Annotated in this window: 16 protein-coding genes and 3 pseudogenes; 11 read left to right on the forward strand and 8 right to left on the reverse strand. The window is 57.6% G+C overall.

Features of this window, described 5'->3' with window-relative positions:
* Positions 1-255: 255 nt before the first annotated feature.
* Positions 256-967: pseudogene (locus KRAC_RS43160) on the reverse strand (IS6 family transposase).
* Between the two features lie 74 nt (positions 968-1,041).
* On the opposite strand from KRAC_RS43160, the pseudogene KRAC_RS43165 reads away from it, so the two are divergent.
* Positions 1,042-1,209, forward strand: a pseudogene (locus tag KRAC_RS43165) (IS6 family transposase); the annotation flags it as partial.
* 168 nt (positions 1,210-1,377) lie between these two features.
* Here the strand turns inward: KRAC_RS43165 and KRAC_RS43170 are convergent.
* The 3 genes and pseudogenes from KRAC_RS43170 to KRAC_RS43185 form a co-directional block, all read right to left on the reverse strand.
* A complete protein-coding gene (locus KRAC_RS43170; protein ID WP_007918246.1) occupies positions 1,378-1,806 on the reverse strand; it encodes a PQQ-binding-like beta-propeller repeat protein in 429 nt (142 codons plus the stop codon).
* Positions 1,807-1,996: 190 nt separating this feature from the next.
* A pseudogene (locus tag KRAC_RS80190) lies at positions 1,997-2,523 on the reverse strand (Tn3 family transposase).
* A 16-nt stretch (positions 2,524-2,539) separates the two neighbouring features.
* Positions 2,540-3,052 (reverse strand): tyrosine-type recombinase/integrase, encoded by a 513-nt coding sequence (locus tag KRAC_RS43185; protein WP_052569124.1) that lies wholly within the window; start codon positions 3,050-3,052, stop codon positions 2,540-2,542.
* A 341-nt stretch (positions 3,053-3,393) separates the two neighbouring features.
* Between KRAC_RS43185 and KRAC_RS80195 the strand changes: the two genes are divergently transcribed.
* The gene (locus KRAC_RS80195) at positions 3,394-3,711 is read left to right on the forward strand and encodes a hypothetical protein (RefSeq protein ID WP_007918248.1); all 318 of its coding nucleotides are present in this window, start codon (positions 3,394-3,396) and stop codon (positions 3,709-3,711) included.
* Positions 3,712-3,737: 26 nt separating this feature from the next.
* On the opposite strand, the gene KRAC_RS43200 is transcribed toward KRAC_RS80195, so the two are convergent.
* On the reverse strand, positions 3,738-3,992 hold the full coding sequence (locus KRAC_RS43200) for a site-specific integrase (RefSeq protein WP_007918250.1): 255 nt from the start codon (positions 3,990-3,992) through the stop codon (positions 3,738-3,740).
* Between the two features lie 28 nt (positions 3,993-4,020).
* Here KRAC_RS43200 and KRAC_RS72620 point away from each other — a divergent pair, with 28 nt between their 5' ends.
* From KRAC_RS72620 to KRAC_RS43235, 8 genes are all read left to right on the forward strand, one after another.
* Positions 4,021-4,476 carry a hypothetical protein gene (locus KRAC_RS72620; protein WP_007918251.1) on the forward strand — a complete coding sequence of 152 codons (456 nt, stop codon included), beginning with the start codon at positions 4,021-4,023 and terminating at the stop codon, positions 4,474-4,476.
* A gap of 154 nt (positions 4,477-4,630) precedes the next feature.
* Positions 4,631-7,729, forward strand: a complete 3,099-nt coding sequence (locus KRAC_RS43205) for a winged helix-turn-helix domain-containing protein (RefSeq protein ID WP_007918253.1) — start codon at positions 4,631-4,633, stop codon at positions 7,727-7,729.
* A gap of 256 nt (positions 7,730-7,985) precedes the next feature.
* Positions 7,986-8,510, forward strand: a complete 525-nt coding sequence (locus KRAC_RS43210; protein WP_007918255.1) for a hypothetical protein — start codon at positions 7,986-7,988, stop codon at positions 8,508-8,510.
* A 62-nt stretch (positions 8,511-8,572) separates the two neighbouring features.
* Positions 8,573-8,764: a hypothetical protein gene (locus KRAC_RS43215; protein ID WP_007918258.1), complete on the forward strand. Its 192-nt coding sequence runs from the start codon at positions 8,573-8,575 to the stop codon at positions 8,762-8,764.
* Between the two features lie 44 nt (positions 8,765-8,808).
* A complete protein-coding gene (locus tag KRAC_RS43220) occupies positions 8,809-9,744 on the forward strand; it encodes an outer membrane protein assembly factor BamB family protein (RefSeq protein ID WP_040447076.1) in 936 nt (311 codons plus the stop codon).
* Positions 9,704-10,384: an outer membrane protein assembly factor BamB family protein gene (locus tag KRAC_RS43225; protein WP_075164541.1), complete on the forward strand. Its 681-nt coding sequence runs from the start codon at positions 9,704-9,706 to the stop codon at positions 10,382-10,384. The genes KRAC_RS43220 and KRAC_RS43225 overlap by 41 nt, the downstream gene beginning before the upstream one ends.
* 52 nt (positions 10,385-10,436) lie before the next feature.
* Entirely contained in the window at positions 10,437-11,381 is a 945-nt protein-coding gene (locus KRAC_RS43230; RefSeq protein WP_007918259.1) for an ABC transporter ATP-binding protein, read from the forward strand.
* A gap of 26 nt (positions 11,382-11,407) precedes the next feature.
* Positions 11,408-12,172: an ABC transporter permease subunit gene (locus KRAC_RS43235; RefSeq protein ID WP_007918261.1), complete on the forward strand. Its 765-nt coding sequence runs from the start codon at positions 11,408-11,410 to the stop codon at positions 12,170-12,172.
* On the opposite strand, the gene KRAC_RS72625 is transcribed toward KRAC_RS43235, so the two are convergent.
* A complete protein-coding gene (locus tag KRAC_RS72625) occupies positions 12,139-12,483 on the reverse strand; it encodes a hypothetical protein (protein WP_157507843.1) in 345 nt (114 codons plus the stop codon). The two genes, KRAC_RS43235 and KRAC_RS72625, sit on opposite strands and share 34 nt — an antisense overlap.
* 8 nt (positions 12,484-12,491) lie before the next feature.
* Between KRAC_RS72625 and KRAC_RS80200 the strand changes: the two genes are divergently transcribed.
* Positions 12,492-12,665, forward strand: a complete 174-nt coding sequence (locus KRAC_RS80200; RefSeq protein WP_420795872.1) for a hypothetical protein — start codon at positions 12,492-12,494, stop codon at positions 12,663-12,665.
* Here KRAC_RS80200 and KRAC_RS63685 read toward each other — a convergent pair.
* Complete coding sequence (locus KRAC_RS63685; RefSeq protein ID WP_052569125.1) at positions 12,654-13,763, reverse strand: hypothetical protein; 1,110 nt, start codon at positions 13,761-13,763, stop codon at positions 12,654-12,656. The two genes, KRAC_RS80200 and KRAC_RS63685, sit on opposite strands and share 12 nt — an antisense overlap.
* A gap of 359 nt (positions 13,764-14,122) precedes the next feature.
* Entirely contained in the window at positions 14,123-15,562 is a 1,440-nt protein-coding gene (locus KRAC_RS43245) for a Tn7 transposase TnsA N-terminal domain-containing protein (protein ID WP_244422506.1), read from the reverse strand.
* Positions 15,563-15,737 lie beyond the last annotated feature (175 nt).

Consider the following 15,737-nt stretch of genomic DNA (forward strand, 5'->3'; position numbering starts at 1 on the left):
TTACCACTCAGGCTCAAAAGGAACCCACTCCGTTCCTTCTTACTTAATAACGCGACAGCTATCCTTGCATCCGCCCACGCAAAACCGTTGTGTTGCCAGAAATAATTTCATCTGGTAGAGTGGAAGCAAAGGTGAGACGAGGCAAGACTCGTCTGGAGCCCTTACGACCACGATTGCGTGCCCAACGAGGGCGGGCTGTGTTGCAAAGATTTACGAGGAGGATGAATGGGCGCGCAGTATTGCGTCCTGTTGAGCTTAGGCAACCAGTCCAAACAGATTGGCGATGAAGGAAATCTCTCCAGTGATGTTCCCTTTTTCCACTCCATCCATCTGGCCTTTCCGAATCATATGCACACATTCATAGCCTTGCAAGGTTTTCCATGCAGTTTCAAAGGCAGAGAATCCCAACCCTGGCTTGACCAACCGTTTGATGGACCGGTGGTCTTGTTCGATCAGATTGTTGAGATACTTGCTTTGCCGCAATTCACATGAAGCGAGAAGATTCCTGGCTGCCCTCAATTCCTTGAGGGCTTTTGGATAGGCTGCGTTTTTGTCGACGGTGATGACATGCGGAGTCACTGTATGGGAAGACCCGAGCGCTTTCTCAAAAAAACGCTTCGCTGCTTGCGCGTCACGGGTTGGGCTGAGCCGAAATTCCACTGTGCTCCCTTGCGTATCCACGGCACGGTAGAGGTACATCCACACTCCTTTGATCTTCACCTACGTTTCGTCAACGCGCCACGAGTCCGTTGTCCTTTTGAGATGTGGTCGACAGCGCCTCTCCAGTTCGGGCGCGTAGTGCTGGACGAGAGCGATAGATGGTCGTATGGTCTACCGAGAGTCCTCGTTCTGCCATGATTCCCTCCAGGTCTCGATAACTGAGTGCATATCGCAGATACCAGCGGACGCACAGCAAGACAATCTTCGCCTCAACATGACGCCATTTGAATGGGGGCTGCTCTGCCATGACTAATCTTCTTTCTCCAAGAAGAAAGCTGATATGTTAGAGTGAACTGAAACGAGCAAAAGAGTACTTCCAGTATGAGTAACCAGAGTCAGAATCCGTTCAAATGGCGCCACTTCCAGTCCGACATCATTCTTTTGTGCGTGAGGTGGTATCTTCGCTCTGCTTTGAGTTACCGCGATCTCGAAGAGATGATGCAGGAGCGGGGTTTGCACGTCGATCACACGACCATTTATCGTTGGGTCAGTGTGTAAGACCCTAATTCATGGCGCGTTTTTCCCAAATAATTTGCCAACGATTGGCTTGAGAAGCGCGCCAATGCGATTTTTCAGTAAAGTTTCTCTCTCATAATGTGGCGTGTCATCGTAGCTCATCTATGTTGGTGTAATTCACAAAGCATGCAACGGCCAGTTTTATGACCATAAACTGGAATGGTACGTCCAAAGGCGATGTCCGTCGCTGCCGCGCAGGGCGATGAGAGTCGAGTTTGCTGCCGCACTCAGGTAAATCATGCCCTCCATTTCTGCCTGCACTGAGGTCTCTTTGGGGAGCGGGTACGTCCAGAGAAGCCGGCCATTGGGAATGTGAAACGCCTGGATGGATGCAGACGGCGCACCCAGAGGTGGCGACAGGTAAATGATCTGTCCGTCTATCGAGGGGAGCGAAACAGGATTGCCAGGTGGGAGAGAGAGAAATTCCTGACCGGTTGTGGCGTTCAGAAAGTGGAGAGCGGAGTTAGCAGAAAAAAAACGCAACGACGCCATTGCGTACGACCAGTGGCAGATCTTGGGTCGGAAAGGAGCCTGGTTGGGGTGTGGGAGTGCTCTGTGTCTGAGTATCATGTGCTTCGTAGGTCCACGTAATGTAGCCTGTATTGGCCTGGATCGCGTAGACGGTGCCGCTGGAACTTTTGAAGTAGAGAGCATTGTTGCTGTAGGCCTCTTAGGCCCGCGTGAGAAATTTACAACGCTAAGCCCTCTCAACTCCCCGGAGTGCGAGTTATCCACAACGCTAAGGCTCCTGGCAGCCTTGTTAGAACAGCGGAGGGGTCGTCCGTAAGGGACGCAGTTGTCCTTTGCGCTTTTTAGGGGCCTGTAAGTCGAGGTGATGCGAGCCATGGACATTGATGTGGGCTGAGGTAATCGGCGAGAGATGCTCCAGATCACTCTCCTGGACGGGATAGCCGGTGGCTCGCAGGTGGTCGAGCGCTGCCTGCATGTAGCGGGTATTCCAGGCTGCGATGATGTTCAGCAAAAGACTCAGGCAGGTTGCGCGGTTGAGTTGACTGGCAAAATCGCGATCGGTGAGCACCCCGCGCTGTCATAGGCGACGTCGCGGGCCAGGCTATGGATGGCTTCTCCTTTATTGAGCATACGCCCCACCTTACGCTGATGCGGTTGGTCCGAGAGAAACGTGAGCACATCCATGGTGTACAGGATGCGTCCGTATTCCTCCAGTCCACGATGGATCAAGTTCTTGTTGTCAAGCGCCTGCAATTTGCTCGTGAGCAGGACGGCAGTGACCATACCATCTTTGAGGGAAGCGGAAATGCGATGCATATCGTCCCAACATCGCTCAATTAAGTCCCGCCGGATGGTCGGTCCCCGGAACCAGCGGACGCCCAGCGACCGCGCGCTGCATACCCACGAGCAGTGGTGCGCGCTCCTGCTCACTGCCGATTGGAGGCAGGCCTTCCGGACAGCGCACCTCCTGCAGATAGCGAGAGAGCGTGCGTTGGGCCTCAGAGTGCAACGGCAAGCGACGCACTTTCCCCCCTTTGCCGCTACGCACCACGAGAGTACCCGAGGCCAGATCCAGGTCACACAGTTGCACATCACAGGCCTCCTGGATACGCACCCCTGCGTAGACCAGCAGCGCAAGGAGAGCCTCATCCCGCAGGCGCAAGCGGGGATCACGTTCAGCACGTGTGGCGCGTAGCAAAGCGTTCACCGCTTCGTCTGGCAGCGAGCGTGGCGAAACGGGCGTCGAAGGGATATCTGGAACCTCTCTGGTGGGATTCTCACGCAGCAGTCCTTGCTCAACCGCCCAGGTGCAGAGGCGACGCAGTGGTGCGCCTTTGTGCCACAAATGTCTCTCTTACCCGTCGGGGTAAGCTCACTAGAGCAAGGTGAGTAACACAGCGACTTATTCGCCCACGTAAGTGGACGGAGATACCTTCAACCGAAAGGACTGAAGGGAAAGTAGCATGTCGTGTAAAATGCTGGTGAAGCTCCAGTCCCAGGAGCCAGAGGGAAGTCAAGCGAAGCTGTATAAGGTGAAGTCTTGATTGGCTGAATCCAAGTCATGGCGGAAAAACGCCAGCCCACAGGAGAAGGGACTATCGCCTGTGTTCAACGTGCAGGGGAACGGTACTACTTCCCCTGCAAGCTCTCGTTGGAGCCAGCCTGCAAGGAGCAGGAAGTGACGAAATGGGCACCTACGTACAGACTGAGACATTTGGAGGAACTGAGGGATCGCCTAAACGCTGTAAAGCGCAAGGTGACGGAGCGACCATACGAGTCGGATTTTATCTGACAAAGGGTCGCAGGAGGCCAGACTCAAAAGTGGCGGTTGACATGGATGTGTCAAAAGACCGCTGTGGGAGTCGTGTTGAAAAGACACTGGCCTCTGGAGAGCGTAGTGCATCGAAAGGTGCATGCTGCGTTCGGAGGGGAGGGGTTGGTGCTCCTGAATCATCAGGACCCGGCCTCTTACCCTACTCAAGAGTCCGCGATTATGAACTTTAACAACCAAGGTAGGTAACTTTTTCGCTCTATGTAGTCTCCCGATTTTGAAAGTTAAAATTCATAATCGTCTCCGGAGAAGATCCTTCGTCTTGCTGCCGAACCACTTTCCACGCGCGCAGGTCCCGTTCTCCTACCTGCGTCAGATCGAATGGACGCTGATAGACGTGCTCCCACCAGGTACAAAACTGCAGGAGATCGGACCGAACAGCGCGCTGGGTGGTAGTTGCCTTGCCAGCAGTGGGCAAAGACCTCAGGTACTGTTCCACAATGCGATCGAACATGGTGCTCTCCGGTGTGTGATTTCCTCTGATGATGGGTTGTTTACAGACCAGTGCATCTTATCGGCAGCGTCAGGATACCAGAAACGCAGGCAAAACGCAACACCTTATCGGCACTGTGGACCTCTTTCAGAGCATTCACGGTGCCGATAAGGGCAGCTATCAGCGCTGTGGCCCGTCTCGTTCTTTTCTCGTTGCGCGTCCATCTGATCAGGGGATCTTCACCCGTCGCGAGTCCATCCCGTCTCGGAGGGACTCATCTCATGAGGGACTCACGGTCTTTTCGCTTTCGTCTGCGCGAGCCGCGAATGCAACACGAGGGACGAACAGTGAACGTGAGGAGGTGTTCATCGAGCAAACGAGGCGATGCCTCGTTCACCCGTTCACGCAGGACGACCAGATCGACAGTGAGCGCGCGATGGTTCTGCTGGATGCAGGTCGACCTGCCCCAGTCCGCGCATGGTGCGTGATCATACCGAGGAGTTGAAAAGACGTTTCCAGGGGGCCTGCGCGGAGGATGGTGGAACATACCGATTGCGTCGTGGGCCTTGAGGTTTCGTCCCCACCCTGATATACTTGGCGTTAGGGAACTGTTCGGAGTATCCCTAACATCTCCCACCTTTCTCGCGGAGGGTTGTCACATGGAGAAGGCCTCACTAACCATCGGAGCGGTTTGCAACGGCTGTTTGGTGTACGAGCAGCAGGGCCAACACATGATCGTGCTGGTCGATACCCCGTCCTGGTATGCCTGGCTGGAAACGGCCACGACTTTCTCTTTTACCTGCGAGCAGGGAACGTTTACGGCGCACAAGGCGCGAGCTGGCAATCGGCGGGGTGGGTGGTACTGGCGAGCCTATCGTCGCAAGCGCGGACGACTCTCGCGCTGTTACCTGGGCGTCTCACCCAATCTCACGTTCGCGAAACTGCGGGAGGCGGCCCGCCGCCTCGCGGGAGAGGCTGAGGACACGCCACCTCTTGTGCCTGTTCCCATCTCACCTCAAGGACGAACGCCGGCGGTGATCCTGCAGAGCACCATCGCTCCCCCGCGCCTGCCAGTGCAGCATGTGGCGCGCCCCCGCCTGCTCGCGCTCTTGGAGCAGGGTCTGCGAGGGCCAGTGACGCTGGTCTCGGCTCCTGCTGGCTCTGGCAAAACCACGCTGCTGGCCGAATGGGCTGCCACGACCACGGGGCCGGTGGCCTGGCTTTCCTGCGAGGAGGGAGAGAACGACCCGGCGCGCTTCCTTTCCTCGCTCATCGCTGCTCTGGCGCGTGTCGATGCGCGCCTGGACAGCGCGGCTCAGACCGAGCGGCCCTGGCATCCCTCCGAGCACGAACAGGTGCAGACCCGCCTCCTCAACGACCTTGAGCGCCTGCTCCAGCACAACACGGTTTTGATCCTGGATGACGTCCACCATCTCACGACCGAGGCGAGTCAGGCCCTGCTGCTGTTTCTGCTGAATCATCTCCCCTCACGCCTGCATCTGCTGATCGGCACACGGGTGGATCCACCGAGACTTGCGCGCTTGCGGGCGCGTCAGCAGATCGCTGAACTGCGCAGCCAAGAGTTGGGGTTTACGCCAGCCGAAGTCGAGGCGTTTGCGCACTCCATGGAACTTCCGCTCGGCTCCGAGGCGATCCGTCTGCTGGAAGAGCGGACCGAGGGGTGGATTGCTGGAATCCAATTGCTGATGCTGGTCCTGCGCGGGCACGCCGATGGAGCAGAAGTGCTCCGGGCGACGGGTGTGACCCCTCGCTTTCTCCTGGATTATGTGTGTGAAGAAATCCTGCGAAAGCTCCCACCTGACATGCAGCGCTTTTTGCTCCAAACAAGCGTGCTGGAGCGGCTCACCGGGCCGCTCTGCGAGAGCGTTACCGAAGAGCCTGATGGGCAGCTGAAGCTGGAGAGCCTGCTGCAGGCGAATCTCTTCGTCAGTGCGCTCGATGCCACCAACACCTGGTACCGCTACCATCCGCTCTTTGCCGAAACGCTGCGCACACAGCTGCAGAAGCAGGAGCCAGCACTCGTGCCAGAGTTGTATCGTCGAGCCAGTCGCTGGTATGAGCAGCACGGGTGGGCAGAGGACGCCTGTGAGTATGCGTATCGAGCTTCCGACCTGTCTCGCGCGGCACGCTTGCTGGCGGAACTTGTGCCATCTTTGGTGGAGCAAGGCAAGCTCGTGCGCCTCGGCCACTGGCTGGATCGGCTCCCGCAGGAGATCATTGCGGCCTCGATGCCCCTCTCTCTCGCCTGGATCTGGACCCAACCCCTTCGCACGTCGCAGCCACCTGACCCGGAAAAGGTCATCGAGCACCTCACGGTGCTGCTCAAAACGCATGAAAAGGACGATCCCGAGGCGCAGGCAGATCTGCAACGGGAGTTGACGCTGCAACAGGCAACGCTGGCGCTGGCCCGGGGTGATATCCCGCAGGCGCTTTCCCTCGCTGCGGAGATGACGCGTTCCCTTACGGGACCTGAGACAGCCTGGAGTCGCTTCACCCTCTGGCGCCAGCGCGTGCTTCTTGGGGCGGCCTATCGCGTGAGGGGGGATCTCTTGGCCTCGGAACAGACCTTGCGGCAAGCCTTTCCTACTAGCGGAACCAGCCCCAATTTCCTGGTCCTCGCCAGTCTCGATGAGCTGTACGAGGAGCTGGGGCGATTACGCGAACTGGGGCGGCTCTATGAGGACGTGTTCCGCGCGCTCGCCTGGCACCACCACCTCCCGCCCCTGCTTCTGGCCCGGGCGCATCTGCGCTATGGAGCCCTGCTGTACGAGTGGAATCGCCTGCAAGAAGCGGAGTCCTCTGCGCAGCAACTCCTTGAGCTGGCTTCACACCAGGATCTTGCTCGTTTCACCCCTGTGTTGACTGTGCTCGGCCTCTGGAGGCAGGCACGCATCGCGATGGCACAAGGCGACAGCGAGCGTGCCTGGCACCTGTTGGAGCGCAAAGAATTTGACGTGGCGCAGCTTCCGGTCTCCCAAACGAGGCAAGGGCTGCTGAGTCTGGTTCCCGCACACCTAGCCCTCGCCCGCAGCCAGCTCGATCCGGCCCTGCAGTGGGCTTCGACCTGCGGATTGCGTTACGACGACCTGCTCACGGTCCCACTGGAGAAGAATCGCTACCTGGGCTATACCACATTGGCGCGTGTCTTGATCGCGCGTGGATGCGGCCATCCGAATGCCTCATCGCTCTCTCAGGCACAGATTCTGTTGGACCGTTTGCTGGAGATCGCCGTTGGGACAGATGCTCATGGCCGGCGCATCGAGATCCAAATGCTGCGCGCGCTGGCACTGCACACCCAGGGCAAGACCAGGCAGGCGCTGACCACCCTGGGACCAACCCTCGCTCAGGCTGAACCAGAGGGCTATCTGCGCCTGTTTGCCGACGAGGGAGAGGTGATGGCGCACCTGCTCACGCGGATTGCCCCGTTTACCACCGCCTCGCCTGACTACCTTCAGCGCATCCAGGCAGCGATTGCCCCCGCGTGGCATACTCAGCCCGATCCTTCGACGCAAGCTGGACCACGCTCGACACCCTATGAGCCGCTGAGTGCACGGGAGCGCAGCGTCTTGCAATTGATGGCCGAGGGGTACTCCAACCAGCAGATCGCCGAGCACCTGATCCTCAGCCTGCATACCGTCAAACTCCACGTCAAGCATCTCCTGGCCAAACTGGGCGCCACGAATCGCACCCAGGCCGTGGCCCGTGCGCGTGCGTTGCACATCCTCTCTCCCTTCTGAGGAGGACATGATCCCCTCGAAATACCTCTTTAGAGGGAAGATAGCCTGGCTGTTTTGCGGTAGACTCCTCAACAGAAGGTGAATAACAATATGTTATATGCCGATGGCAAGCGGCCAGAGGCATAGCGTCTGGCACCTTTCTTCCTCTGGGAACACGCTGACCACGGACGAATGTCAGCCGCGAGAGGACCGAGCGTTCACCTGCTACCCTGGAGCACAGCTCGGCTTCTGTGCTCTCACAGGAAAGGATGTTTCTATGCAAGAACAGGGTATTGCGCGCCGGGGAGGCGCCGCCTTTATCTGGACATGGGGAGCGATCTGTGGGGTCGTGCTGGGCGTGATCCAGATCATCATCTCACTGCTCCCCCTTGGATCGCTCAAGACGATCCTTGATCTTCTCGTGTGGCTGATCGGGTTTTTCGTGATCGGCCTGTTCGCCGCTCGCCAGACCGGCAGAGTGGGGACCGGCGCGCTGGTCGGACTGGTCGCGGGTTTGATCGGCAGTCTGATCGCGGTGATCTTCGTGATCGCTCAAATCGCGACCAATGAGCAGGAGCTCACGCAGGCACTCAATCAGGCCGCGCAAAGTGCGCAGCACCAGGGGAGGAGTCTCTCGTCAAGCGCATTACACACGGTCGCCGTCGTTGGCATCGTCATCGGCCTGATCGTGACGGTCGCCTTAGAGCTTGGTCTGGGAGCGGGCATCGGCGCTCTGGGTGGCCTGGTCGGGCGCCGCCAGGCCCCACGGGTCGCCTCCACACCAGTTGCTGGCACCGTGTGAACTCCACCGCCATCTGCCCAGTAAAATATCAATAGAACGGACGAAAGAAAGGGTTCTATACTATGAGAAATTCCACGCGATACGTTGCCATTATTGTGATCGGTATTATCGCACTTGTCGTAGGTGTGTTGTTCCAGGTGCAGGTTCTTGGCTATTATCCAACACGCGCCATTGTGCTCATTGCAGTCGGTGTGATCCTGTTGATTTTTGGTATTGCCGGTATGATGGTGACGCGCAACAGAAGCCGATTGTAATCGTTGTAAAAAACGATGCGTACTCGTCGCTAAAGGAATTGAAGATGCATATCTTGAAACGACCCGGCACATGGAGAGGTTTTGTGGCCGCCCTGGTACTCGCTGCCTTGCTCGCAGCGTGCGGCGGCTCGCCATCAGCGCAAGGCACCCCTACACCGCTGCCATGCAACACGTCGGCTGCAGCCAGTGCTACATCTGTACCGCCCGGTGCCCCTGTGGAGGATATCTGCTACGCGACGGAGTGGCCCTTCCCGAATGAGAACCTGTACAACACGCGGGTCGCGCACTCGACCATTGCTTCGACGAACGTGTCGAAGCTGGGGATTGCCTGGACGATCCCACTGCAAGGCAAAGGTTCGACTGGTGCAGACGTTGGCAATCCGGTGATTGCCAACGGCATCGCCTATCTTCAGGATGGGGCTTCGAATGTTATCGCGGTGCAGTATGCGACTGGCCGGGTGCTCTGGACACACGAGTACAACTCTCCAGATTATGGGCCAAACGGCGTGACCATCGCCAATGGCAGGATCTACGGCGTCACAGCTAGTGGGGTGTTCGCCCTTGATGCGCAAACAGGTCAACAAGTGTGGTATGATACGCATCTCGCGACAGGCAAAGTCCGCTTCGACATCGCCCCACAGGTGGCCAACGGGAAGGTCTTCGTCTCATCGGCGCTCACCTTTGGTGGCGGCATCATCTATGCCCTCAACGCCGCCACCGGCGCCACGCTCTGGAGCTTCCAGACTGTGGTGGACAAGATGGGCCAGCAGCTCAAAGCGACCGCAGAGGGTGCCTGGGATGCCTTGCTGATCGGCCCGGATAACTCCGTCTACGCGGGCATCGGCAATCCCTATCTCTCACTCCAGGAGGCGCAGGCGACCCCCAGCCGCGAATTGTACACGGATAGTATCGTCAAGCTCAATCAAACGACGGGTCACTTTGGAATGGTATTACCAGGCATTCCCCAACGACTTTCATGATTGGGATCTACAGATCTCGCCCATCTATACCACAGTTGCCGGGCGCCCGGTGGTACTCGCCGCCTGCAAAGGGGGAGGTGTGTTCGCCTTCGACGCCGTGAGCGGCCAGTTGCTGTGGAAGACATCAGTCGGTATCCATAACGGACACGACGATGATGACCAGTTGGCCCTCGACGGCACACTCCATCTACAAACCCCGTACACGCTGGAACCAGGAGAAGCCGGCGGGGTGGAAACGAACATGGCGGCTGCGGACGGCGTGGTGTATGTGCTGGTTGATAACCTGCCAGAAACGTTTGCGACTGCCACAGCCCCTGTTGGCACGTCAAACTTCTTCCAGGGCAAAGGTGAGATGGTTGCCATCGACATCGCCACAGGGAAGCCACTGTGGGCAACCCAACTGCCACAATTGCTGTTTGGAGGCGCGACGGTCTCCAATGATCTCGTGTTAACGACCATGTTCACCGGCGAACTCATCGCGCTCTCGCGCCAGGATGGATCGGTCGTCTGGACGGCACAGCTCCCGGCCGGCTCGAATGCGACGTTGGCCATCGTTGGGAATACGCTGCTCGCTGGGGCAGGCATCCCACTGACGGCGACGCAGCACCCAGTGGTCGTAGCCTATCGACTTGGCACGTAGGGCGTGAGGCTCCCTTGCGGCCTGCCTTTTTGAAAGAGTGAAGGATGAACCGATGAACGCTATCGAAACCAACCAATTGACCCGTGCCTTCGGCAGCCTGGTGGCTGTGGACGACTTGACGCTTGCCATTCCAGAGGGAACCGTCTTTGGTTTCCTGGGACCTAATGGCGCGGGCAAAACGACAACCGTGCGCTTGCTCTCGGCATTGATTGCTCCCACGAGTGGGAGCGCTGCGGTGGCGGGATATCGCCTGGGCGAGCAAAATGAGGCCATTCGGCAATCCGTGGGGATCCTCACCGAGACGCCGGGGTTGTATGACCGACTGAGCGCCTGGCAGAACTTGATGTTCTTTGCAGAGTTGTATGACCTCACAGCCAAGCGAGCCGCCTCCCAGGTCGAACGCTACCTGCATCTGCTCGATCTCTGGGAGAGGCGCGACGACAAGGTCGGTGGCTTCTCGAAAGGCATGCGTCAGAAACTGGCGCTTGCCCGCGCTTTGCTGCACGAACCAAAGATCATCTTCCTGGATGAGCCAACGTCTGGCCTCGATCCTGAAGCAGCGCGGGTGGTGCGCGAATTCATCAAAGAGTTGCGGGCCGAGGGGCGGACCATCTTTCTCACCACGCATAATCTGCCAGAGGCCGATGAACTCTGCGATCTCATCGGGGTGTTTCGCTCGCGGCTCCTGCGCCTGGGCACCCCAGCTCATTTACGCATTGGCATGTTTGGCACCGGCACACAGGTGCGCGTCGTCGGTGACGCGACTCACTGGATAGATACTGTTCGTGTCCTGCCCTTTGTCCATGATGCGCATGCCGAAGACGGGGTCCTTTCCGTCAGTCTCGATCATCCCGATGAGCAGAATCCGGTGCTGGTGCAGGCACTCGTGAATGCAGGGGCCCAGATACGCGCGGTGGAACCGATCTCCCATTCACTTGAGGAGGTGTACCTGGAACTGGTGGAGAATGAACGCCAAGCTGCGGCTGTCAGCCGCTAACCAATGAAGAAGGAGCAAGAACGAGTATGCACAAAGTCTTTGTGATCCTGCGGAAAGAGTTCAGCGAGATCGTCCAGCAACGTATCCTCCTGTTCAGTATTCTCCTGCCGCCTTTGCTGTTCGCAGTGATCCCCCTCTTTTACCTGCAACTGGGTGGCAATGGGTCGAGAGCCAGTTCTCTTGCCATTCCGTCCCTCGAGGGGTTGACGCTTCATGAGTACACCCAGGGAGTGGTAGCAACGGCGTTCTCGAACCTGTATATTCTGCTGTCTATGATTGTTCCCAGTATCATTGCGGCGTATAGTATCATTGGAGAGAAGAACACCCGCACGCTTGAGCCGGTGCTGGCAACGCCCGTACGCAGGTGGCAACTGTTGACGGGCAAGATTCTCTCGGCGTTGCTGCCTGCGGTGATCGTGACCTGGATCAGTGGAGGCCTTTTCATCGCGGAATTAGCGATCTTCACTGATGTGAATGTCGTCTCCCATGTGGTGACGACGGGCTGGCTCATTCTTTTCATCGCCTGCACTCCTCTCTTAGGGCTGATCGCGGTTGCCATCATGACGGCCATTTCGTCGCGGGTGAACGATACCCGCACGGCGCAGCAGCTTTCGGTCTGGGCAGTTGTTCCGGTCATTGGGATAATACTGGGCGAGCTGTCAGGCCAGTTTGAGCTAACCGTACTCGCGGCGGTCATTGCCACCATTATCCTGATCCCTATAGCGATCCTCCTGACCTGGGGGGCCGCCCAACTTTTTCAGCGCGAAACCATTCTGACACGTTGGAAGTAGGAGCGTGTGACAGGGGTCAGCATATCCAAGAGCAGGATTGGATATGCTGACCCCTTCCATGTCATATGCAGGCGCTCGCGCAGGCCGCTCCACGATGCCTCGTGTTTCGGGAGGGACCGTTCAAATGCCCCGAACCGGACACCCCTCCGAGCCAGGAACGTTGTGCTCAATGACCCGACCCGATAGTATCTCGACATGACGCTGGTTTCTCGCACGCGCAGACGTGGTGAACAGGCCATGGGGGAGAGCGGCGGAGCAATGACCTCTGGAATAGTATTGCCGTCTGGAATACGCGCTACTGGAGGCGGCACTCAATCACCTGCGAGCCAGCGGGTATCCAGTTCAGGACAGTGATCTGGAACACCTCTCACCGATTACCTCGGCCCATATCAACCTGCATGGCTCACATCATCTGGATTTGCAGGCCCCCAAAAAGCGGAACGGGCAACTGTGTCCCTTACGGACAACGTCTCCGCTGTTCTCACGAGGCTGACGAAAGGCCAAAGCGCTTGTGGATATCTCGCGCTTCTGGGCTTTTTGAGGGCTTAGCGTTGTAAATTTCTCCGGCGGGCCTTGGAGCGCTCGTTTCTCCAACAGGATCGCGCTCTGGAGCACGCTGGCCAACGCGGAGCTTGGTGGGTTTGGGAGCAACCTGCTGCATGGGGAGGGTCGCAGAAGCGGGTTCCGCGATCCCGTCTGCCTGGCCAGCATGCGGCGCTCCAGGCATGCTTCCAGGCGTCGGTGCAGTCTTCCCATTTGACGCTTTTGCAGGCTTTTTCAACAGAGCCTGAAACTGTTTGGCACTTTCGCTATCGTGGAGCGCCACTTTGTGTTCGCCTGCTCGCGCTTCCATCTCCAGACTGAGACACCTGGCCGGATGAGGCATGGCTCGAGCGAGGATCTCTTCGGTCAAGCTGGTCCCTTTCTGGACCAGGGTTGCCGCTACTGCATCAACCAGCCAGTCTTTCAAGACCCCAATGCAGCCAACACAGCCGGAGGCCCACCACCGCCAGCGTGAAAGCAAAGCATTCAAATCGACATCGAGCGGAACCCGTTCCAACAAATATTTCAAAGCTGCCACAAAGGCTGTGCGTTCTTCTTTGTCCTCAACGTGATAACGTGCAAAATGAATATCTCGACCACGGCGAGCGAGTTGCCCACTCGTATTGCGAAACCCGAATAAGGCATAGGGACCTACCAGAACGTGTAATACATTCGTGCGATTGCTTAAAGACTTCAGCCATTCTAGTTGCTCATCAACACTCTGACTCCCATCCCCTTGCATCAGGCGGTGTCCTTCATCGGCGAACACCGCTTTGACGCGCGCCCGGATCAGGGCTTGCTCTGCCACTCCACGCACCTTCAGCCAATCGATCGCCCCAAGTTTTGAGCGAGTCGCTTTGGGGGAGGCCATGAGGTGGGCCACGTTCCCCAGCAGTTCTTTGATCAGCAGATGCTCTTTGAGGGCATCGATGATTTGCCAGTAATAATCCAGCCGAAGGTAGGGTCCCTGATCTGGCGGAATCGGCTCCAGCAAGAGGATCGGAACCACGAAGCGATCAGGTTCTTCTCTGGCAAAGCGTTCTGCCACGACGCCCAGGGCTTTCGACTTCCCAACGCCACCTGGTCCACACAGCAGCAGTCGCTTCCAAACTCTGAACCGCGATCGACAAAGCACTCCTGTGGCAAGCGCTGATGACGCTGGACGCAAATCCGTAGCGCCATCATCACTGAGCGATAACTGGGAGGATCATAGGTGAGATAGCATGCCAGAATCCGCCGACTGTAGGCATCGGTCATAAAGGTTGCCCAAGGCCTGCCCAAAGGTTTGCCTGTCAGCGAGGAAACTAGAACAATATCGAGTTCCGTGTGATCCAGGTGAGCCAGAGCAAAGGGACGTTCTCCATGGCTAGGCGTCGTCTGATCGAGCCACACAAAGGGTTGAGATGCTTAGGCCGCACGCGTACCTTTGCGTTTGGCTACTACCTCGTTGGTAGTAAAGCGGGCGCGAACCCGATAAAAGGTTTGCTGGCTCACTGGAGGGGGCCCGAGCTTGAGACACTGCTCTCGGTACAGTCGATAGACGGCTGCCGCGCTTTTGCCTTGAGGAGCAGCGTAATGGGATTGCAATGCCGCCTCCAGCAGTTGCAGAGAGGCTGGTTCGATCCGCTGGTTCCGGTTCCCTCGCGCTGCTACACGATCAAGCAATCCCAGATAGCCGCATCCATGCGTTTCTTTGGCCTGCTGAAACGCCTTCCACCAGCGTTGGACAGAACGCTTTGGGGCAGTGGTCGGTTCTCCCCGTGCGTAGGCCAGCATGTGGATCATGCGTTGGTTCGCCGCCCGTTGTGCTTTAGAACCCGCCTGAGTAAGCAGTTGACGCACCTCTGGCGTCATGGGAGAGGGGGATGCTGAACCTACGGTCCACAGGGAACCTTCCTGCTTCAGCTGCTCAAACTCAGCTTGCGGCATGGCAAAGATCTCGCCGACTTCTGGGCGTAACTGCACCACCTCTCCCCATCCTTCAATCCGCCAAAGCCGTCCATCCCAGGCCACAGGCGTATCAGGTAAGGGAGTTGAAAGGCGGGCAGGTTCCCTTTGGTGAACCTTGGGAACCTGCGTTTCCTGTGCATAGAGAGTAACGTAATCATGGCGCATCAGCAGGGTGGCGGAGAGATCGGTAAAGGCCCGACAAGTGCCAAGCAGGGTCCAAACGACATCGACGGCAAGACCGGGGTACGTTGCAAGCAATTCACTCAGAGGAATGCCAGGGTGAGCCTGAAGATGAGCCAGTACCAGGGCTTCTTGCTCCACGTTTGGAGGAATCTCGTGCGCCCAGAAATCCTGTAAAAACTTCAGATTTTGAATCTCCAGGGGATGAAACTCGGCGGAAGAGCGTAATCGATAAGTCAACCCAAGCTGCTCAGCATACGTCTCCCCTGGAGGACAGTGCCACTGTCCGGTTTCAGCGTGCTGATAGCGAGCAGGCTGGGAAACGGCCAAGGTATCGAGTGACTGCGCGGGCTTCCACTCCTCCCAACCCGCCGAAGCGTTCCGGAACACAAAGAAGTCCGGGGTGTGCCATTGGGTGGTCCGACGGCCTGATTTGGCGCGATAGCTGAGCGGGATGCGAGAGGACTGGTCGTAATATTCCAGCACATCATCGTCTCTCTCCATCGTGTAGATAACCCAGAACTCCACACGATCACTTTCAAACTGGATAGACATTCCCATTTTGGGGCTCGGGTAGCGTCCGGTAATGTTATTGGCACGCCCGCTCACCCGGCGAACGGGAGGTGATGAGCGAATGGACGCGATGAGTGCTTCGGTTTCGGAACTTAACCGAAGGCGCTGGCCCCAGGTATGAAAGGCTTCGGGCGTCATTCTCATGACCATTTTCTGCTTCCGTTGTGCTGGAATCGCGTGTCTCTTTCTCTCAAGAGGAAGTGTACCTGAGATTCGCCAGAAATGGGACCATTCTTAACCATTTGTTGGCGCATTTCTCAGATATTGTGGCAAGAATGCTGCAGGATCTCACGAAGGAGAGAAGTGGGGAGCAGAAAAA

Origin of the sequence: Ktedonobacter racemifer DSM 44963, from assembly GCF_000178855.1 — a bacterium.
Lineage (GTDB): Bacteria > Chloroflexota > Ktedonobacteria > Ktedonobacterales > Ktedonobacteraceae > Ktedonobacter > Ktedonobacter racemifer.

Coding starts and splice junctions, on each gene's coding strand:
- KRAC_RS43245 (WP_244422506.1), bottom strand. CDS start 15,562: ATGAGAATGACGCCCGAAGCCTTTCATACCTGGGGCCAGCGCCTTCGG.
- KRAC_RS43230 (WP_007918259.1), top strand. CDS start 10,437: ATGAACGCTATCGAAACCAACCAATTGACCCGTGCCTTCGGCAGCCTG.
- KRAC_RS43200 (WP_007918250.1), bottom strand. CDS start 3,992: ATGTTCGATCGCATTGTGGAACAGTACCTGAGGTCTTTGCCCACTGCT.
- KRAC_RS43170 (WP_007918246.1), bottom strand. CDS start 1,806: ATGATACTCAGACACAGAGCACTCCCACACCCCAACCAGGCTCCTTTC.
- KRAC_RS43205 (WP_007918253.1), top strand. CDS start 4,631: ATGGAGAAGGCCTCACTAACCATCGGAGCGGTTTGCAACGGCTGTTTG.
- KRAC_RS43210 (WP_007918255.1), top strand. CDS start 7,986: ATGCAAGAACAGGGTATTGCGCGCCGGGGAGGCGCCGCCTTTATCTGG.
- KRAC_RS43215 (WP_007918258.1), top strand. CDS start 8,573: ATGAGAAATTCCACGCGATACGTTGCCATTATTGTGATCGGTATTATC.
- KRAC_RS43220 (WP_040447076.1), top strand. CDS start 8,809: ATGCATATCTTGAAACGACCCGGCACATGGAGAGGTTTTGTGGCCGCC.
- KRAC_RS72620 (WP_007918251.1), top strand. CDS start 4,021: ATGATGGGTTGTTTACAGACCAGTGCATCTTATCGGCAGCGTCAGGAT.
- KRAC_RS80195 (WP_007918248.1), top strand. CDS start 3,394: ATGGGCACCTACGTACAGACTGAGACATTTGGAGGAACTGAGGGATCG.
- KRAC_RS43235 (WP_007918261.1), top strand. CDS start 11,408: ATGCACAAAGTCTTTGTGATCCTGCGGAAAGAGTTCAGCGAGATCGTC.